Consider the following 16583-nt stretch of genomic DNA (forward strand, 5'->3'; position numbering starts at 1 on the left):
GCTCATGGATTTCGCCGAGGGAAGCTCTTGAGCCCAGAACGTCGCCGGATGGCCGTTCTGGTCTTGCAGGAGCGTTGCCGTGCCTCAGAACGCTTCACCTGCCGGGTGGTGGGCCAGCATCGCAGCACCCGACGTCACCCCGGCAAGGTCGTCGACCTGGAGAAGGCCGAGCTGAGGGATCGTCTCCGCCAGATCGTTGTTGAGCACATTCGTTGGGGCCGCCGCATCACCTACCGCCTGCTCTTGCCGCAGGGCTGGAAGGTGAATTCCAAGCGGGTGCAATGGCTCTGGCGGGATGAGGGCCTGCAGCGGCTCACCCCCAGGAAGTGCAGGCGGGCCCGGCCAGCGGACGGCTCGGTGAGGCGTCACAGGGCCGTGCATCCCCACCAGGGTTGGGCCGGCGGTGCAAGGTCAGGATTGTGGTCTCGGTGTTGGACAAGCTCACCAGCCTCTACCCGGCACCAGCGTTCCTCTGATCGGACTGCGGACCGGAGTTCATTGCCCATGCTCTGCGGGACTGGTATGAGGCCAGCACCACCATCAGATCGGCTGCCATCGAGCCAGGAGCCAGGTGGGAGAACGGCTTCGCCGATTCGTTCAACGGACGGTTTAGGGATAAGTTACTCAACACCGAGCTATTCACCACTGCTCCCGAGGCTCAACTCATCGCTGATCGCTGGCGCTGCTAGTCCAACACGATCAGGCCACATTCGACCTTTGAAGGGCGTACCCCCCTCGAGGCAGCTCAACAAGATGCTGCAGCGTGACCACGACCATCCACTCTCATCAGCTCTGGACCGATTGGGAGGCTTCAGAGCCGTTAACCCCTCTGGAGATGGAGAATGCCCGCTTCAGGATGCTTTTTGCCGAGCACGAACTGGAGAAGGCAGTGCATAGGGGAGTTGTCGAAGAGAAACTTCTCAGGCCGAAACTACGCCGCAGAGTCGTGGTGGCCTTGCGGCGTAGTTTCCGGTATCGAAGCGAATCGCCTCCAGAGTTGTGGGCTAACAGGACTCATTGGGCTACGTTAAGCCCGTTCCTCGCTGCTTCGCAGACCCTGGTTCATTGTGCAGACCTGGCGGCGGGCGATCATCGAATTTCGTACCCATCTCCTGACTACCTCTCCTGCAGATTTAGCTCCATGGGTTGATCCCTCTGCTGTGCGTTTCCCGCCTTATGCAGATGTTGGTTTTGGTCATCGATTGACGCACTGGTATGCATCACTGCCTACTGCCGTATCCTGTCTTCGAAATGGGGGAGCGATTTACTCTTTTCTTAAAGCTATCTTCAGGCTATTCTTGTCCTGGCATGCTGATGGCCTTTTGAGGCCCAATCAATGACTAAAGCCTGCTTTCTGATGCTTGTTACTCCTCCTGATGCGCAAATTGCCAGGTATTCTATTCGGGCCGCCGTGAGTGCATTGAGCGATGATGTACACTTAATGCTATACTTTAATGGATGTCCCCCGTCCCTTCAGTGCAGCATTATTGCGCAATTGCCGGTATCGCCTTTTATCTTCAGTGCTTCAAACTGGGACGAGGTGATTCGAGTTCCAGGGGATGTCGCGGGCATGATTGGCAAGAAGATTAGATCAGATCTCTTTCAGGAAACCCGTGAAAGATTCTAAGAAACCTGTGGAGAAGTCTGGAGCCGAGAGCTAATTCGGCTTGCAGGCTATGACTTCGTGGGATTACTTGACGCAGATTGCGAGATCCTGGATAGAAGACTTCTTATTGATATGGACAACATTCTCGAGCCTAGGAAGACTGTCGCAGTCATATCAACTGACTACTCGAATACCGAATACTACTATGACACTTACCAAGGCCAAGCTGGCTATCTAATGAAGCGGTATCACACTTGGTGCTGTCTATATCGACGTTCCGCGCTGCTTTCTTGTTCGGATTTCTGGTACTATGAAGATAAATCGGGAGGGCTTCTAAGGATCTACGACCATGCATCATATTTGCAGCATGAGCTTGAAAAAAGTGGATACCGAGGAATGACACTAGGCGGAAGGCATGGTTGGCGATTTATTCATTATGGGCAATTTGCAAAGAATAAATCTTTGAATGGTTGGGCCTTGGGGGTCTATCTTCTTATTCGTCAGCTAGGCCATAATGGACTTCTTCGCGTTCACGGTTCTGAGTATTATGCCAGACTGCTCGCCGAAGTAGGTAACATGCTTTTCAATGATCTTCGTCTTGAAAGATTTGATAGAGAGCGGCTTAGGTTATTGACTTACGATGAAAGTGTCCGATTGGGATACTGCCCAAACAGCCGCAGCATTGAAGCTGAAGGCATGTTGTCGTGTGGAAGTTCTGGAAACTCTGCCTATTCAAGCGATAATTGACTTGAGAGCATGACTCATGGCAGAGTTGCTAAGTAGCCAAGAGCTTGGCACATCGGTTTAGGAGCAGACCACCACAGTTGTCCCACTTTTGTACGGGTCGGAGGGTCACTGAACTCCAAAGGTGTTTGTCAAAATACTACAACGCTGTGCTCTTCCTGCTGTTTTTAGGCTATTTAGAGGCTATACCTATGCACTCCTTTGATGCAGTGGCTATATGATTCATTCCTTGAAGCCAAGCGACCAACTGTGGCGCTCTCCAAGACCCTTCAGGATCTGATACTATATACACCAGGCCCTCGGCAGACTGGTTATGCAAAGACTATTGCGTTAGAGGCTGGCGGAGAATATCAAGTTGTCTACCCTGCCTCTTCAACAACATTCACGCCGCCTAATCAAGATAACTCCCTTCTAGGTGAATTTCTCCTCCAGTGTGCCAAGAGTGATCACCCTGAGGTCTTTATTGCCTCATTCCCTAAAGGACGGTTTCATGCTGGTGGCGTAATCCTCTCGCCAGATGGGGCAACGGTTGCTCGGGACCTGTCTGAAGACTTTGGGAGGCCTTTTTCAGAGCACTTCTTGCTCAACAAGAGGATTAAGCGACCCCGTAGAGTTCCAGGCCCAGTTCTGTTTACAGGCGTCAAGGGGGCTTCAAGCTACTACCACTGGTTAATGGATGAGTTGCCAAGAGTTCTAATAACGCCATCTGACTTTTTTCAGACTCTCGCATGTTCGCGGATTTCTGGTGTCCAGGCAGAGGCACTCCAGCTCCTGCCTATGAAAGGTAAGAGGCTTATTTCGGTAGACAATGAAAACGGGAAGTCTAGCTTTGTCGCTGACAATCTCATTTCTCCATCTTATTTGGCCGAAACGGGACACCCTAGTGATCGCCTTGTTCAGACATTGAAAGCCTTTGTTGAGCCACTTATCGACCGGACGACCCGATACCCAGAAAAACTATATATTTCTCGGAGAGGCTCTGGAAAGCGAGAGATCGTCGGCAATGGCGGCTTGGGCGAGGAATTGGGTCGACGAGGATTTACAGAGCTTTTTCTCGAGTCTATGTCTTGGCGTGAACAGGTCAATGCTTTCTCTCATGCCAGGGAGATCGTTGCAGCTCATGGGGCGGGGCTGGCAAATCTAGTCTTTTGCCGAAATACTCCACTTGTTGTGGAGCTTTTCAACTCCAAGTATGTGCACTGGTGCTTCTGGAAGTTGTCGAGTCTTGTGGGAGCAAACTATTTGCCCATTGCCACGCCATATGGCCCGGTGTCTCACCAGGCTGGCCGTAGCAATATTGAAGTTGCCCCCATAGACGTTCGAGGTCTTGTTCACTATATAGACAAGAATGGATAGTCCTGTCTCTGTGTCTTGTCACTTCAATCGCCACAATCAGATGCCACTATCGCCCGTACGCCAGGCAGCAGTTTCTTTATGATAGCGATGCAGAGGAATCCGTGGGAGTCTGCTGTGTGCTTCTGCTCGTTGTGGGGATCATGCAACGTTCGGGCTGGCTCGAATTCCCGCAGGTGGAGGCTGCGCTACATATTCCAGCAGCTCCGATCTACCTGCAGGCCCCGGGTGCCTTTATCGACCAGAATTATCAGCCGCACGGTCTTGATAGTGTTGAGCTGCGACCACGTTGCCTTGAGGGTGTGCATCTTGAAGTCGCCCGCACCCCGCATGATCTTGTGGTCGCTGAGCCCCAGACTCAAGGTTTGCCTCCTGGCTCCGGTGGGCTCGGGCTAGCCGGGAATTTTCCGGTCAGGGTAGAGATCCCGGATCGCGAGCGCCATCTCGCGGGTGTCTGGCTCCCCTAGCAACAGCTCCCGCGGGACCGCCAGCCGCTGGCGCTGCAGCCGGCCGGGGGGACTCACACGAGGAGCGAGCAATTGAAGTCTACGCCTAAGGTGAGTGCCTTTGCTGGTCAGATGAGGCCCCTGTAGTCGTTAACCATGGGCTTGAGAAGCAACTTCGTCCGCAGCATAGATCTCAAGGTCAGTTTCCCACCCAGTGCCCTGCCCCTCCCTCTGCTCAAGAAGGGCAACTTGACGTCTACCCATCCCGATCCGTTCACCTTCCCATGACCCTAACGGAGTCGATCAAGACGTACCTCGAACGAAGCCTTTGTGGCTGATGTTCGCCTGCGAATGTGTCCCGCCTCAGCGCCATGAGGTCGGCTTCTCAGGTCCGTCAAGGACCTTAGGTAATCAAGGCGTGTGGTCTCATCCACGGCGACGTGGACCTTGTCGGAGCCGAGGCCGTAGGAGTGGCCGCTGGTTATCCGATTTCGCACCACACCAAGGTGTGCCATGCCATGCCTTGACTTCGATTTCGTGCATTAGGTGTCCGGGCCGCTCAGGCTGGTATCGCTGCACAGGTGGCCTCAGTTCCAGGTTGTGGAGGTGGCCGAAGCCGAGTCGGCTGAGGGTGCGCGCAACGAGGGAGAAGGGAGCCTGCAACCGGAACTGGAGCTACCGCGCCCAGAGCGGCTACACATAACGCACGTCACCCGGCTGCTGCAGTGGTGGCAGAATGAGCGTTCGGCGGTGGAGGCGGAGAGCGTTGCTTCCATGCCATTCACTGCCGTCGAAACCCCTGCAAGTAGGCGGGCCAGCCACTCGTAGGTGCAGCGCAGGCTGATCCTTTCGTCACCAACGAGGTGCGCCGCTGGCCCGCCTTGATCAAGGAGAGGCAGTATGCTGGCCTCTAACGATGCACCATTCATCTGGGTTGTGCAGCATTCCGTGAATCGCACTACTTTTCAATGAGAGGCCAGATGTACCAAGTCAGCGCGATTGGCCCCAGCCCTCTTATCAGTGTGATTACTCCTGTTTTTAATGGCATCCGCTTTATTGAGGCTTGTATTCACTCTGTCGCTAAAGAGGCTTGCAAGCTTGATCTTGAGCATATTGTTATCGATGGTAGATCGACTGATGGCACGGCGGAAATTCTGTCAGATCTGGCATGTCACTATGCGCATCTGCGTTTTCTCTCTGAAAATGACCTGGGCCAGTCAGACGCCATGAATAAGGGAATTGGCTTGTCAAGAGGGCCAATCTTGGGCGTGCTTAATGTGGATGACTATTATGAGCAAGACGCCCTAGCCCGAGCATCTTCTTATCTCTTGGGGCTCCCTGAGCCTTCCATGGTAATAGGCAATTGTCGGATGTGGGATGAGAACTCAAGACTTCTCGGTACAAATCGACCATCCCGGTTGACTCTTGACGATTTGCTGAGGCCAGGAAATGAACACCTCCTGCCCATTAATCCCACGCAATACCTATACCATTCTAGTGTTCATCAGGCGATTGGTCTTTTCCCAGTTGATGAGCACTACGTTATGGATCTTGATTTCTTTCTAAAGGCAGTTGCGGCGATTAACATTCAGTATTATCCTGAGTTGTGGGGCAACTTTCGCTTGATTCCTGGCTGTAAGACTAAACAGGACATAGACTCCGGTTCCGCCGAAGCGCGTCTTCAAAGACTGCTTCAGAGGCATCGCGCCCAGAATGGGATGTGTATGACTCATGGCGACTGAAGCTTTTTTGTCAAGGCCATAAGTATTCTGTCTCAGCAGTTTGTTTAGTGGTTAATGGGCTGTGAGGCCTCTACCGATTGAGGTGCGCCATAGCAATCCAGACCTCCTCCCGCCTCCATGCATTGCCAGCCGAATCCCAGCCTGAGCCCCACATGTCGCCTCCTACTCGTGATCGAGTGCTAGGAGCACGTCCGCAGCCTGCTCGAGTTGGCCACCGAAAGTGGGATCAGCCTGAGCAGCGCCTACTGGGGACTGGCTCGACCTCGGCAGCTTTGTCCAACTGCACTGATGGATCCGTCAGATGTCAATCAGGTTTGGGGGCGCCTGCATCACCACAACATTCACAGGACAAGGCCCCATGAGGAAGGCAGCCGTCTGAACCCTTGATAGCTCAGATTGCTGCAGCATGAACTGCGGGGCATTGGCTCATTCAGGTTCAGCCTTTAGGAGATTTGGCATCAGGCTCTCCTTCCCAGGAGGCCCTCAGTCACCTTTTAACACTGTTGTGGCAAATCCTGTGATCAGTTTCTCCCACGCTAATGCTCCATTCTCATGGTTAAGCCAATTTTCTTGAACGCAGATCGCATTTCCCCTGAGTGATGAAATGCTGTCAAGAGCCTCTGTTATTGACTGGTGGATTCCATTGGGCGAAATATCTTGAATGGCCGGGGCTAGGCCGCCCAAATCCTCGTAAAGTCTTCTCATAGTCGACTCCATAGGAACAAGCGGAATCACGCCCGCACTTATGCATTCTAGAAATATACCAGACCCAATCGTCCTGTAGCGATCTGCATATGGCATAATCATGATGTCTAGACTTGTCATTATCTCGTCATAAGTAACGTCGTCCAGTCTCTGAGATATGTTCTGTACTCCATTGCTTTTGAGTCCGCAGAGTATCTCATCTTTGTTAAGACCGCTCTGAGTACACGCTAGATCTAGATTCAGTTTTGTGATCCACTGCACATTCGAAAATTGTTGATATTCTGTGAAATATCTTGCTAATATCCCAGGATTCTGAACTGAGCGCGATCCTCCAATGCACCCAATTCTCACTCTTTCGGTCGTTTGATGTGGCAAGTTGCGGCCTGAGAATCGCGAGCTTGCCGGATATGGATGTACCGTTACTGAGCCATGATCAAATCCGCATTGAATAAGGAACTTGCGAATCTGAGGTGACTCAGCAAGAAAGATATAGCTCTTCGAGCTTTGGGCTACAATTGACGCAGCATGGGAAAACTCACTCTTAACGATTTCAGGATTGTCGCAGTCCGGTGCCGGAAACGTCTCCATGACTCCAAATATGCCACCCTTGACGTCTCTAAGATCTTCAATCGCATGTAATGTTCCCGCAATCGTCAAATATCTAGAAGTGGGAAATAGTGCAAGTCTTGGAGTTTGCTCTGAGCATGCAAGGATATAATCTGTGGTGCGCTTCCAATAGTTTCTGAATGCCAATGACTGTACTTCGCTCACTATCTTGCCGCTCGAAAGGCAGTGATCCGGGATAGGTATTGCGCTCTTCCAGTTGCTCGGTAGTGTGCTTCTTGCTTGATATGCACCAACTACTTCTACTGAGTAGCCATATTTCTCAAGAAGAGATGTGTAGCACACTGCCAATCGCTCGAAATGCCCACTCCCTCCGGTCATTCTTGGCTCAACATAGATGATGTCCTTCTTTTCTCTGTCGTAAGCCAGCAGAAGAGCCTTCCGGCTCATCTCAAATGCTGTATTCTCATTCCCTTTCATCAATTCGTCAATAATAACTTTAGAGTTCATTGCTCATCCAGTTTGGTTAGACGTTCCAACTGATATGCCAGGGTCAGCTCCTTAGGGAGCATGTCTGCGCCAAATTTTGACTGCATTACTAGTGGCCTTGTGTTTAGCCCAAGCCATCCGTCGAGAACGGACCCTACGTCAAGTCCTATTCCTCCAAGTTCAGCAATTCTATTACAATAGGTCTTCCCGCAAATTCCTGCGCCAACAAGGAATAGCTGCCCATTGAAGCGAATTCTAAGACTGTCTAGAATCTCGTTAAATCTTGCTGGATAATGTTGCTTCCAGCCTTCACCTCTTCGATTATATCTTGAGGGTACCTCATAGAAGTCTGTCTTAATGTCATGGGCGCTCAATAGGTTGTGAAGCTCGGTGTGCCTGCTGATGATGCCAACCGATTTTTGAGAAACGATCATTCGAGCTAGAAACCCTGAGGCTGACATATCGTAATGGCACCATGCTGATGCTAGTGGTGTGGTTGCAGGTATTAGATCTTTTCTCATCTCAAGGCCTAGTATTGCAAGTCTAAGCGCTGCTTCATATCCCAGTCTTTCTTTCTCTGCGGGCCGCAGCTGAAACACCTCTTTTACCTTGTTAATCAGATCATTCGGCTTGAGCTTCAGCCACCTTTCATGGAAATCTCCTCCAATAATATCGGGCCGTACTCCCACAATACTTGCATTTAGACAGCTTTGCTTTGTTAAAGTGGCTAGGCGATCAAGATCTTGCTGGCTGATCTGACCAAAATGAGAGGCTATGTAATCTCCCAATACTGATTCTGTCAAAAGCGGTTTTGCAATCGTTACGCCTTCGCCATCCCCAATCCTGATTAGAGAGAGGCCTTCTTGATTCGAAAGGCTTTTCTCGATCATTTCTTCTATCAGACTGCTTGGAAGGATCCGTAATGAGGGCGTAGGTTCAGGTTCTTCGTGGCTGTGTCTTGAGCGCGGTGGCATGGCTGGTTTTGTGGCGTGACGGTCGACTTGTTGAAGTAAGTCGTGTTCAACTGGATTAGCGCTTTTACCGCGGTGCAATTTGGGAGACATGTATGCTAGCCATGGCCTAACATGAGCTTTGATTCAAGTGCACCGCGGTCTATGCAGTAGCTCTATGTTGTATGACCTCATTATCATTCGAGCTGCTCGCAATGCAGTGAATGAGATGAGTCGCCAAACGCTTTTTCCCCTCTGAATATCGGCTTGGCGCCTGCGGGGCTGGGCTTGGCTGGCCCTTTCTCGTTCCTTCGTCTTCATGATGTCTCTGGGTATGGTGTCAATGGCTTTGGCTCCGGCTATTTTTCCCGATTTGGCTCAGCTCTTTGAATCGGTTTACTGGCGAGGTACTCGCAGGGTTTTGCTTATTGCTACACTTAAATCCATTCTTAATACGCCATCTTGATCGAATTGCAGCATGTTGCGTCCGCGTCTAGGCGTTAAGCGTAGCAATCTGCTGTCTTCATGGGCATCATGAACCTTGATATGGGGCTTTGTCACTTGTGCCACTGGCGTGGTGGCATGCATCCCCGTCATTGATTTGGTCCCTAGATTTTCAGTCATGCTCGACCGCCTGGAACTGCCCCCCTGGCTGAAGGCTGGCCTGGCCCTGCCGCTGCTGGTGCTGAACCTGTGGGTGCTGCGCCAGCTGCTGCTGCCGCTGGCGCCTTTCCCGGCCCTGTTCGTCACCGCGGCGCTGATCGCCTTCCTGCTCGACATCCCCAGCCTCTGGCTGCGGCGCCTGGGGCTGCCCCGGCCGCTGGCCACGGCGCTGGTGCTGGGGGTGGCCCTGGGTCTGCTGCTGCTGGTGCTGCTCGGCCTGGGGCCGCGCCTGGTGGAGCAGCTCGGTGATCTGATCGCGGTGCTGCCGCGCTGGATCTCCCACGGACAGGTGTGGCTCGACAACCTCGAGGCCTGGGCGACCCGGCAGGGCATGCCGTCCGACTTCGGCACCCTCAGCAGCGACCTGCTCGGCCGCCTCAGCAAGCTCGCCACCCAGTTGAGCCAGCGGCTGCTGAGCCTGCTGGGGGCCACCGTGGGGCTCACCATCAACACGGTCATCGTGCTGGTGCTGACGGTGTTCCTGCTGCTGGGCGGCGAGAACATCACCGGCGGGTTGGCGCTCTGGCTGCCGCCCGGCGTGCGCCCCCTGGTGATGGACACCCTGGGCCGCACCTTCCGCGGCTACTTCGCCGGCCAGGTGCTGCTGGCCCTGATCCTCAGCAGCCTGCAGATCCTGGTGTTCGCGGCCCTGGCGATTCCCTACGGCGTGCTGTTCGCGGTGCTGATCGGCTTCACCACTCTGATCCCCTTCGCCAGCTCGCTGACGATCGTGCTCGTGAGCGGTCTGCTGGCCCTCAACGACCCCCGCACCGGCCTGGAGGTGCTGCTGGCGGCGATCGTGGTGGGCCAGGTGGTGGATCAGGTGATCCAGCCGCGCCTGATGGGCCGGATCGTGGGCCTGCAGCCCGCCTGGCTGCTGATCAGCCTGCCGCTGGGGGCGCGCCTGGGAGCGCTGCTGGGGTTCGGGGATCTGCTGGGTCTGCTGCTGGCGGTGCCGGTGGCAAGCTGCGGGAAGACTTTTCTGGATGCCTGGCGTGGACGGCCGGGGCTCAACCTGCCTGGGGAATGATCCCCCGGGCCTCAAGCAATCCCAGCACCGCGCTCACGCAGTCCTCCAGGCTGCCCGTGCCCGTCTCCACCCGCAGCTCCGGTGACTCCGGGACTTCATAGGGGCTGGAGATGCCCGTGAAGTCCTTGATCTCGCCGGCGCGGGCCCTGGCGTAGAGGCCCTTGGTGTCGCGCTGCTCGCACACCTCCAGGCCGGCGTCGCAGAAGATCTCGATGAAGTCGCCCTCCGGCACCAGCGCGCGCACCTTGTCCCGGTCCGAGCGGAACGGCGACACGAAGGCGGTGAGCACCACCACGCCGGCATCCACGAACAGCTTGGCCACCTCGCCGATGCGGCGGATGTTCTCCTCCCGGTCGGCATCGGAGAAGCCCAGGTCGTTGCAGAGGCCGTGGCGGATGTTGTCGCCGTCGAGCACATAGCAGGCCATCCCCTGCTCGAACAGGGCCGAGTTCACGGCGTTGGCCAGGGTGCTCTTGCCGGCGCCGCTCAGCCCCGTGAACCAGAGAATCGCGCTGCGGTGCCCGTGCTGATGGGCCCTGGCCTCGCGGGTCACCGTGCTGTGGTGCCACACGATGTTGGTGCTGTTGCCATGGCTGGTGAGCGCCCCGTAGGTGGGGTTGCTGGCGGGGCTGGCGGTCATGCGGGCGTTGGTGATGGGGCTGGTGGGGCCATTCTCCCCTGCGGCCCGTGGCTTCCAGGGATCAGCCCGCGCTGTTCAGGGGATTGCACCAGCGCAGGCCGGGGAAGCGGCAGAAGTCGGTGTCGTTGGAGTGCACCGTTGCCTGGTTTTCGATCGCCAGTGCCGCGATGTGCCCGTCGGTCATCAGCGCGGCGGTGAGCACACCGGCTTCGCTGAAGCCCTCCAGGATCGCGAGATGGCGGGGGCCTGGCTGGAGGATCCGCACCGACGGCTGTTCCAGCCAGCAGCGCAGATGCTGGAGCACGGTGGCCATCGCCATGGGCCTGGGCAGCACCGTCCGGCTGGTCATGATCCGCAGGTAGCCGAGGGCCACAACCCAGGGGATCGCCACGGGCTGGGAACCGCCAACTGACGTCTCCCACCAGGCCTTGGCCCGCTGGTGGTGCGGGGCGTCGGAGTTGTAGGCGTAGACCAGCAGATTCACATCGGGGATGATCACCGTTCCGGCCCCGCCGGCATCTGGGCAGCCATGAACTGCTCTGCCTCCAGCTGGTCCACCAGCTGGTTGAGCCGCAGGGGATCGATGCCGGGCATCAGGCCACAGGCCTGGGGCTGCACCACGAAGGGCTCCCTGCCCCCATCGGCGGGATGCTCACCGGCGGCCAATCCCCTGCGGATCGCGGCATTCACCACATCCTTGAAGCTCCGTCCGGACAGACGCGCGGAGCGGCTGAGCGCTTCGGCAAGGTCATCGTCCAGCGTCAGCGTGGTGCGCATGGGTCTTTGGCGCCGCCATCGACATCATGATGCTCCACCTACAACGCGTCAAGATGCTTCACGAGTGGACTGGCGCGTGGCGTCGGGCGTTCTGCGGGCGGATGAATGTCAGCCCTTGCCCTTCAACCACCGGCCTGCTTCGGCCGGTAGCCAGCGGCCTCCAGCGCCGCCAGCGCAGCGGCCATCTGGTCACCCTGCAGTTCGATCACGCCGTCCTTGAGGGTGCCGCCGGTGCCGGCGGCGGCCTTGAGCTGCTTGAGCAGGGCCTTCAGGTCGGACTCGGGCGCCTCCAGGCCGGTGATCGCGGTCACGAGCTTGCCGCCCTTGCCGGTCCGGGTGCGCTGCACCCGCACCCGCTGCTGAGCCTTCGCCACCCCAGGGGTTGCTGCGGCAGGGCGTTGCTGGGCGGCGGGGAGGCCCGGGCTGCTGAATTCATGCCAGCCACCTTTTCTGGCCATGGGTTCGCGTCCGTCAACCGCTCTCCATCGTCACGCGTCAGCCGCCGCATCCACTGCGCAGGGCGCAGCGCCAGGGCCAGATAGCTGGCGTCGTAGACGCTGAGGCCAAGTTGCTGGCTGAGTCGCAGAGCTGCCAGGCAGAGATCGGCCGTGGCTGCGGTGCGCAGCGGCAGCTGGAGGAGCTCGTCAAGGAGGTCTTCGGCTTCCCCGGGGCTGAGCAGCCCCGCACCACCTGCTTGCCCACCACCGAGGTCATCTCGAGCCAGCAGAGATCCGGCACCAGCAGAAGGCCCTCGCCGCGGCAGCCCCGTTCCATGACGGCCTCCAGGTTCGCGGGCAGTGGGCCATCGGTCAGATAGAGGCGCAGCAGGGCCGAGGCATCGAGAACGTGACACGCCTCGCGGGGACGGGCTTCAGCGGTCGCGGTCGGCGCGCAGGTCATCCAGCAGCCCGGGTATCGGACGGTCCCGCATCCGTTCTCGCCACTGGCGGGCCCGTTCCATCACGCTTGGCTGGCTGAGTCGCACCTCCCGCTCGATCAGCAGCCGCGCGTGCTCCTGCATGCTGCGGTGATTGCGGGCAGCAAGGGCCTTGAACCCGTCGTAGATGTCCTGGGGGATTCCCCGCAAGCTCAGTGATGGCATGGCACTTCAACCAAGCTGAGACCAAAACGCTATCGGCTTTTGCGGTTCTTGAGAGCAAGTCTTGAGATCAACGGGCCACCACCCTCTGCCTTCCGGCCCCTCCGGCTCCCCCCGCCCCAGCCCCTACCTACGCTGGGCGCAACAGCTCCGGCCCCTGGTGACCAGCACCGTCCCCCCGCTCAGCAGCACCCCGGCCGGGCCGGACGCCCTGCAGCCCCAGGCCCGTCCCAATGCCGCCGGCCGCTTCGGGCGTTTCGGCGGGCAGTACGTGCCCGAAACCCTGATGCCGGCCCTGGCCGAACTGGAGGCCGCGGCCGCCGAGGCCTGGGCCGATCCCGCCTTCACCGGGCGGCTCAACCACCTGCTGCGCACCTATGTGGGCCGGCCCTCACCGCTGTATGAGGCCGAGCGGCTCACGGAGCACTACCGCCGCCCTGAGGGCGGCCCCCGCCTGTGGCTGAAGCGCGAAGACCTCAACCACACCGGTGCCCACAAGATCAACAACGCCCTCGGCCAGGCGCTGCTGGCCCTGCGCATGGGCAAGAAACGGATCATCGCCGAGACCGGCGCCGGCCAGCACGGCGTGGCCACCGCCACCGTGTGTGCCCGCTTCGGCCTGGAGTGCGTGATCTACATGGGCGCCGAGGACATGCGCCGCCAGGCCCTGAACGTGTTCCGCATGCGCCTGCTGGGGGCCACGGTGCAGCCGGTCACCGCCGGCACCGCCACCCTCAAGGACGCCACCAGCGAGGCGATCCGCGACTGGGTGACCAACGTCGAGAGCACCCACTACATCCTCGGTTCGGTGGCCGGCCCCCACCCCTACCCGATGCTGGTGCGCGACTTCCACGCCTGCATCGGTGAGGAGGCGAAAGCCCAGTGCGCCGAGGCCTTCGGCCGTCTGCCCGACGTCCTGGTGGCCTGCGTCGGTGGCGGCTCCAACGCCATGGGCCTGTTCCATCCCTTCGTGGAAGACACCGCCGTGCGGCTGATCGGTGTGGAGGCGGCCGGCGAGGGCGTGGCCAGCGGCCGCCATGCCGCCACGATCACCCAGGGGCGGGTGGGCGTGCTGCACGGGGCCATGAGCCTGCTGCTGCAGGACGCGGAGGGGCAGGTGCAGGAGGCCCACTCGATCAGCGCCGGCCTCGACTACCCCGGCGTCGGCCCGGAGCACAGCTACCTGCGCGAGATCGGCCGGGCCGAGTATCTGGCCGTGTCCGACGACGAGGCCCTGCAGGCCCTGCGGCTGGTGAGCGAACTGGAGGGGATCATCCCCGCCCTGGAGACGGCCCATGCCTTCGCCGCCCTCGATCAGCTCTGCCCCACCCTGCCGCCCGGCACCGAGGTGGTGCTCAACCTCTCCGGCCGCGGCGACAAGGACGTGAACACCGTGGCCGAGCGGCTCGGGGGCCTGGGCGGCTGAGCCCAACCCCGGGCCTCCGGTCGCTCAGCCCTCCGGCACCGCCGCTCCCGGGGGGCTCGCCCAGGCCATCGCGCTGTCCGCCTCCTCTTCCCAGGGGAAGCGGGGCAGGCGTGCGAGCGCCTCGCGCTGGGCCTCCACCCAGGTGCTGAGAAAGTTCTGCATGGCCACGGCGTCGGTGCCCAGGCGCAGCTGCCGGGCGATGCGCAGTTCGTCGCGGCGCACGATCACCAGATCGAACGGCGGCCCCACGGTGAGGTTGGAGCGCCGGGTGATCACCTGCGACACCAGGCAGAGGCGGGCCGCATCCTCCAGCGACATGGCTGTGCTGGCCAGGCCATCGAGGGGAGGCTTGCCGTATTTGCTCTCGCCGATCTGCAGAAAGGGGGTTTCGGTGGTGGCCATCACCGCATTGCCCTGGGGGTAGATCATGAACAGCCCATGGGGCTGGCCGGCGATCTGGCCGCCCAGGATGAATGAGGCCGAGCCGCTGGCGCCCGCCTGGGAGAGGGCCGGCTTGATCTCCGCCTGCACTTCGCGGCTGATCCGGCCCACGTAGTCCGCCAGCTCGAACAGATAGTCGGCATCCAGCAGGGAGTGCAGGTGACCCGACCCGGAGGCCTCACCGGCGGCGGCCTGGCCGGTGTGGCGGACGCCCTGGTGCTGGGCCCGGTCCAGGTCGCGCTGGATGCGGTTCACCACCGCCTGGGTGGTGGCCAGGTTGCCCGCCGCCAGCAGCACGATCAGCCGGTCGTCGGAGGGGCGGAAGATGTGCATCTTCCGGTAGGTGGAGATGTAGTCCACCCCGGCATTGGTGCGGCAGTCGGAGGCCATCACCAGGCCCGCCTCCAGCAGCAGACCCAGGCAATAGGTCACGGGGTGTCGGCCTCAGCTGAGCAGTCGCTGCAGGCTAGAGGCCACCGAACGCACCGCCGCCGTGGCCGTGGCGTAGGCCATGCGCATCGGCCCGATCAGGGCCACATGGCCCACGCCGCCGTCGCCGCTGCGGTAGGCGGCCTGCACCACGGCGCAGGCCGCCAGCGCCGCATGGGGGTGTTCGTCGCCGATCCACACCGCGCTCGGCTGCGGGCCCAGCACCCGCTCCGGCTCCTCCTCCACCAGCTGCACCAGCGGCCGCAGGCTGGCAGTGCGGCTGAAGTCGGGCTGGGCCAGCAGCTTGCCCAGGCCGCTGGCCACGGCGTGCTGGCCGGGGGCCGGGCCAGCGCCGCTCCGGGCGTCCACCACCTGGCGCAGCAGCCGGCCGCTGGTGGCCAGTTCCCGGGGCAGCTGCTGCCAGGCGATCGCTCCCTCCGCCGCGCTGCGCAGCTGGTCGTTCGCCCAGCGCTCCAGCACCGGCAGCTCCGGTTCGGCGCCGGCCGGCAGGCGCAGGTTGTGGCTGCTGGTGTGGGTGGCGCCATGTACCAGGAACACCAGCAGCCGCTCGCCGCTCGGCACCAGCCGCAGCGCCTGCAGCTGGGGCTGGCGCTCCGGCTGCCTCGGCCGGGTGATCAGGCTCAGCAGGCCGGTGAGGTCGGCCAGCCGCCGGCCGAGGTGCAGCAGCAGGTCGTCCAGGGCCGGCCACTGCAGGCTCAGGGTCGCCAGTTCCCGGTCCAGCTGCAGGGCGGCGGCACCGGGTGCGGGCAGCAGCTGGTCCACGTAGAGCCGGTAGCCCTGCTGGCTGGGCACCCGGCCGGCGGAGGTGTGGGGCTGGGTGAGAAGGCCCTGCTGCTCCAGGGCCCCCATGGCCGAGCGCACCGTGGCGGGGCTGGCCGGCAGCCCGAAGCGGCGCACCAGCGTGCGGCTGCCCACCGGCTCCATCGTGTCCACGTAGTGACGCACGGCCAGGCCCAGCACCTCCTGCTGTCGACGGGAGAGGGCCTGCACCGGATGCCACGGCTCGGGGTGGAGCGATGGTAAGGACTTCGCCCAGGCTGGGCGCGATCCGGTGCGACTTCGGTAACGGCTCAGGGCAGCAACGTCCCAGGTCAGTAACGGGGCACGCCGGGATCAACCTCCACGCTCCAGGCGTCGATGCCGCCCTGCAGGTTCCACACCTGCTCGTAGCCGTGCTGCTCCACCAGCCAGCAGGCGAACTGCCAGCTGCGCACCCCGGCGTGGCAGAGCACGGCGATCGGCCGGTCGCGCTCCAGCTGCTGGTCCAGCTGCGCCACCCACTCGGCCGAGCGGCTCAGGGGCAGGTGCAGCACCGGGTGGGGGAGCCGTGCCCAGCTCAGTTCCCGGTCCTCGCGCACGTCCACGAGCTGGATCGTCTCGCCTTGCCGCAGGCGGTCGTTCAGCTCCCGGGCGCTGATGCTGAGCGGCGTGTTCACGGGCCTGGGTCCGGTGCAGGAT

Annotated in this window: 17 protein-coding genes; 6 read left to right on the forward strand and 11 right to left on the reverse strand. The window is 60.0% G+C overall.

Going from position 1 to position 16583, the window contains the following annotated elements; genetic code table 11:
• Positions 1-84: 84 nt before the first annotated feature.
• Positions 85-207: a hypothetical protein gene (locus KBY90_RS02515; RefSeq protein ID WP_254966836.1), complete on the reverse strand. Its 123-nt coding sequence runs from the start codon at positions 205-207 to the stop codon at positions 85-87.
• 332 nt (positions 208-539) lie between these two features.
• On the opposite strand from KBY90_RS02515, the gene KBY90_RS15140 reads away from it, so the two are divergent.
• The 4 genes from KBY90_RS15140 (at position 540) to KBY90_RS02530 (ending at position 5891) form a co-directional block, all read left to right on the forward strand.
• Positions 540-689 carry an integrase core domain-containing protein gene (locus KBY90_RS15140; RefSeq protein WP_396122502.1) on the forward strand — a complete coding sequence of 50 codons (150 nt, stop codon included), beginning with the start codon at positions 540-542 and terminating at the stop codon, positions 687-689.
• 1910 nt (positions 690-2599) lie between these two features.
• Positions 2600-3706 carry a DUF563 domain-containing protein gene (locus KBY90_RS02520; protein ID WP_254966837.1) on the forward strand — a complete coding sequence of 369 codons (1107 nt, stop codon included), beginning with the start codon at positions 2600-2602 and terminating at the stop codon, positions 3704-3706.
• Between the two features lie 116 nt (positions 3707-3822).
• Positions 3823-4170 carry a hypothetical protein gene (locus KBY90_RS02525; protein WP_254966838.1) on the forward strand — a complete coding sequence of 116 codons (348 nt, stop codon included), beginning with the start codon at positions 3823-3825 and terminating at the stop codon, positions 4168-4170.
• A 959-nt stretch (positions 4171-5129) separates the two neighbouring features.
• On the forward strand, positions 5130-5891 hold the full coding sequence (locus KBY90_RS02530) for a glycosyltransferase family 2 protein (protein WP_254966839.1): 762 nt from the start codon (positions 5130-5132) through the stop codon (positions 5889-5891).
• Between the two features lie 483 nt (positions 5892-6374).
• Here KBY90_RS02530 and KBY90_RS02535 read toward each other — a convergent pair whose 3' ends face one another.
• The gene (locus tag KBY90_RS02535; RefSeq protein WP_254966840.1) at positions 6375-7670 is read right to left on the reverse strand and encodes a hypothetical protein; all 1296 of its coding nucleotides are present in this window, start codon (positions 7668-7670) and stop codon (positions 6375-6377) included.
• Positions 7667-8539, reverse strand: a complete 873-nt coding sequence (locus KBY90_RS02540) for a hypothetical protein (RefSeq protein WP_254966841.1) — start codon at positions 8537-8539, stop codon at positions 7667-7669. The genes KBY90_RS02535 and KBY90_RS02540 overlap by 4 nt, the downstream gene beginning before the upstream one ends.
• A gap of 682 nt (positions 8540-9221) precedes the next feature.
• Between KBY90_RS02540 and KBY90_RS02545 the strand changes: the two genes are divergently transcribed.
• The gene (locus KBY90_RS02545) at positions 9222-10292 is read left to right on the forward strand and encodes an AI-2E family transporter (protein WP_254966842.1); all 1071 of its coding nucleotides are present in this window, start codon (positions 9222-9224) and stop codon (positions 10290-10292) included.
• On the opposite strand, the gene cysC is transcribed toward KBY90_RS02545, so the two are convergent.
• The 5 genes from cysC to KBY90_RS02570 all read right to left on the reverse strand — a co-directional run bounded on the left by cysC (position 10273) and on the right by KBY90_RS02570 (position 12811).
• Complete coding sequence (cysC, locus tag KBY90_RS02550) at positions 10273-10932, reverse strand: adenylyl-sulfate kinase (RefSeq protein WP_254966843.1); 660 nt, start codon at positions 10930-10932, stop codon at positions 10273-10275. The genes KBY90_RS02545 and cysC overlap by 20 nt on opposite strands.
• A gap of 61 nt (positions 10933-10993) precedes the next feature.
• Positions 10994-11431, reverse strand: coding sequence for a TA system VapC family ribonuclease toxin (locus KBY90_RS02555; protein ID WP_254966844.1), 438 nt, complete (start codon positions 11429-11431; stop codon positions 10994-10996).
• Complete coding sequence (locus KBY90_RS02560) at positions 11428-11709, reverse strand: CopG family transcriptional regulator (RefSeq protein ID WP_254966845.1); 282 nt, start codon at positions 11707-11709, stop codon at positions 11428-11430. The genes KBY90_RS02555 and KBY90_RS02560 overlap by 4 nt, the downstream gene beginning before the upstream one ends.
• A gap of 122 nt (positions 11710-11831) precedes the next feature.
• Positions 11832-12167 carry a translation initiation factor gene (locus KBY90_RS02565; RefSeq protein ID WP_254966847.1) on the reverse strand — a complete coding sequence of 112 codons (336 nt, stop codon included), beginning with the start codon at positions 12165-12167 and terminating at the stop codon, positions 11832-11834.
• A 413-nt stretch (positions 12168-12580) separates the two neighbouring features.
• Positions 12581-12811, reverse strand: a complete 231-nt coding sequence (locus tag KBY90_RS02570) for a FitA-like ribbon-helix-helix domain-containing protein (RefSeq protein WP_254966848.1) — start codon at positions 12809-12811, stop codon at positions 12581-12583.
• A gap of 157 nt (positions 12812-12968) precedes the next feature.
• Between KBY90_RS02570 and trpB the strand changes: the two genes are divergently transcribed.
• On the forward strand, positions 12969-14234 hold the full coding sequence (trpB, locus tag KBY90_RS02575; protein ID WP_254966849.1) for a tryptophan synthase subunit beta: 1266 nt from the start codon (positions 12969-12971) through the stop codon (positions 14232-14234).
• A 24-nt stretch (positions 14235-14258) separates the two neighbouring features.
• On the opposite strand, the gene KBY90_RS02580 is transcribed toward trpB, so the two are convergent.
• The 3 genes from KBY90_RS02580 to KBY90_RS02590 all read right to left on the reverse strand — a co-directional run bounded on the left by KBY90_RS02580 (position 14259) and on the right by KBY90_RS02590 (position 16561).
• Positions 14259-15107, reverse strand: a complete 849-nt coding sequence (locus KBY90_RS02580) for a 20S proteasome subunit A/B (protein ID WP_254966850.1) — start codon at positions 15105-15107, stop codon at positions 14259-14261.
• 12 nt (positions 15108-15119) lie between these two features.
• Positions 15120-16115, reverse strand: a complete 996-nt coding sequence (locus tag KBY90_RS02585) for a heat-inducible transcriptional repressor HrcA (protein ID WP_254966851.1) — start codon at positions 16113-16115, stop codon at positions 15120-15122.
• A 101-nt stretch (positions 16116-16216) separates the two neighbouring features.
• Complete coding sequence (locus tag KBY90_RS02590) at positions 16217-16561, reverse strand: rhodanese-like domain-containing protein (protein ID WP_254966852.1); 345 nt, start codon at positions 16559-16561, stop codon at positions 16217-16219.
• Positions 16562-16583 lie beyond the last annotated feature (22 nt).

Source organism: Cyanobium sp. CH-040, from assembly GCF_024346135.1.
In the GTDB taxonomy this organism is placed as follows: domain Bacteria; phylum Cyanobacteriota; class Cyanobacteriia; order PCC-6307; family Cyanobiaceae; genus NIES-981.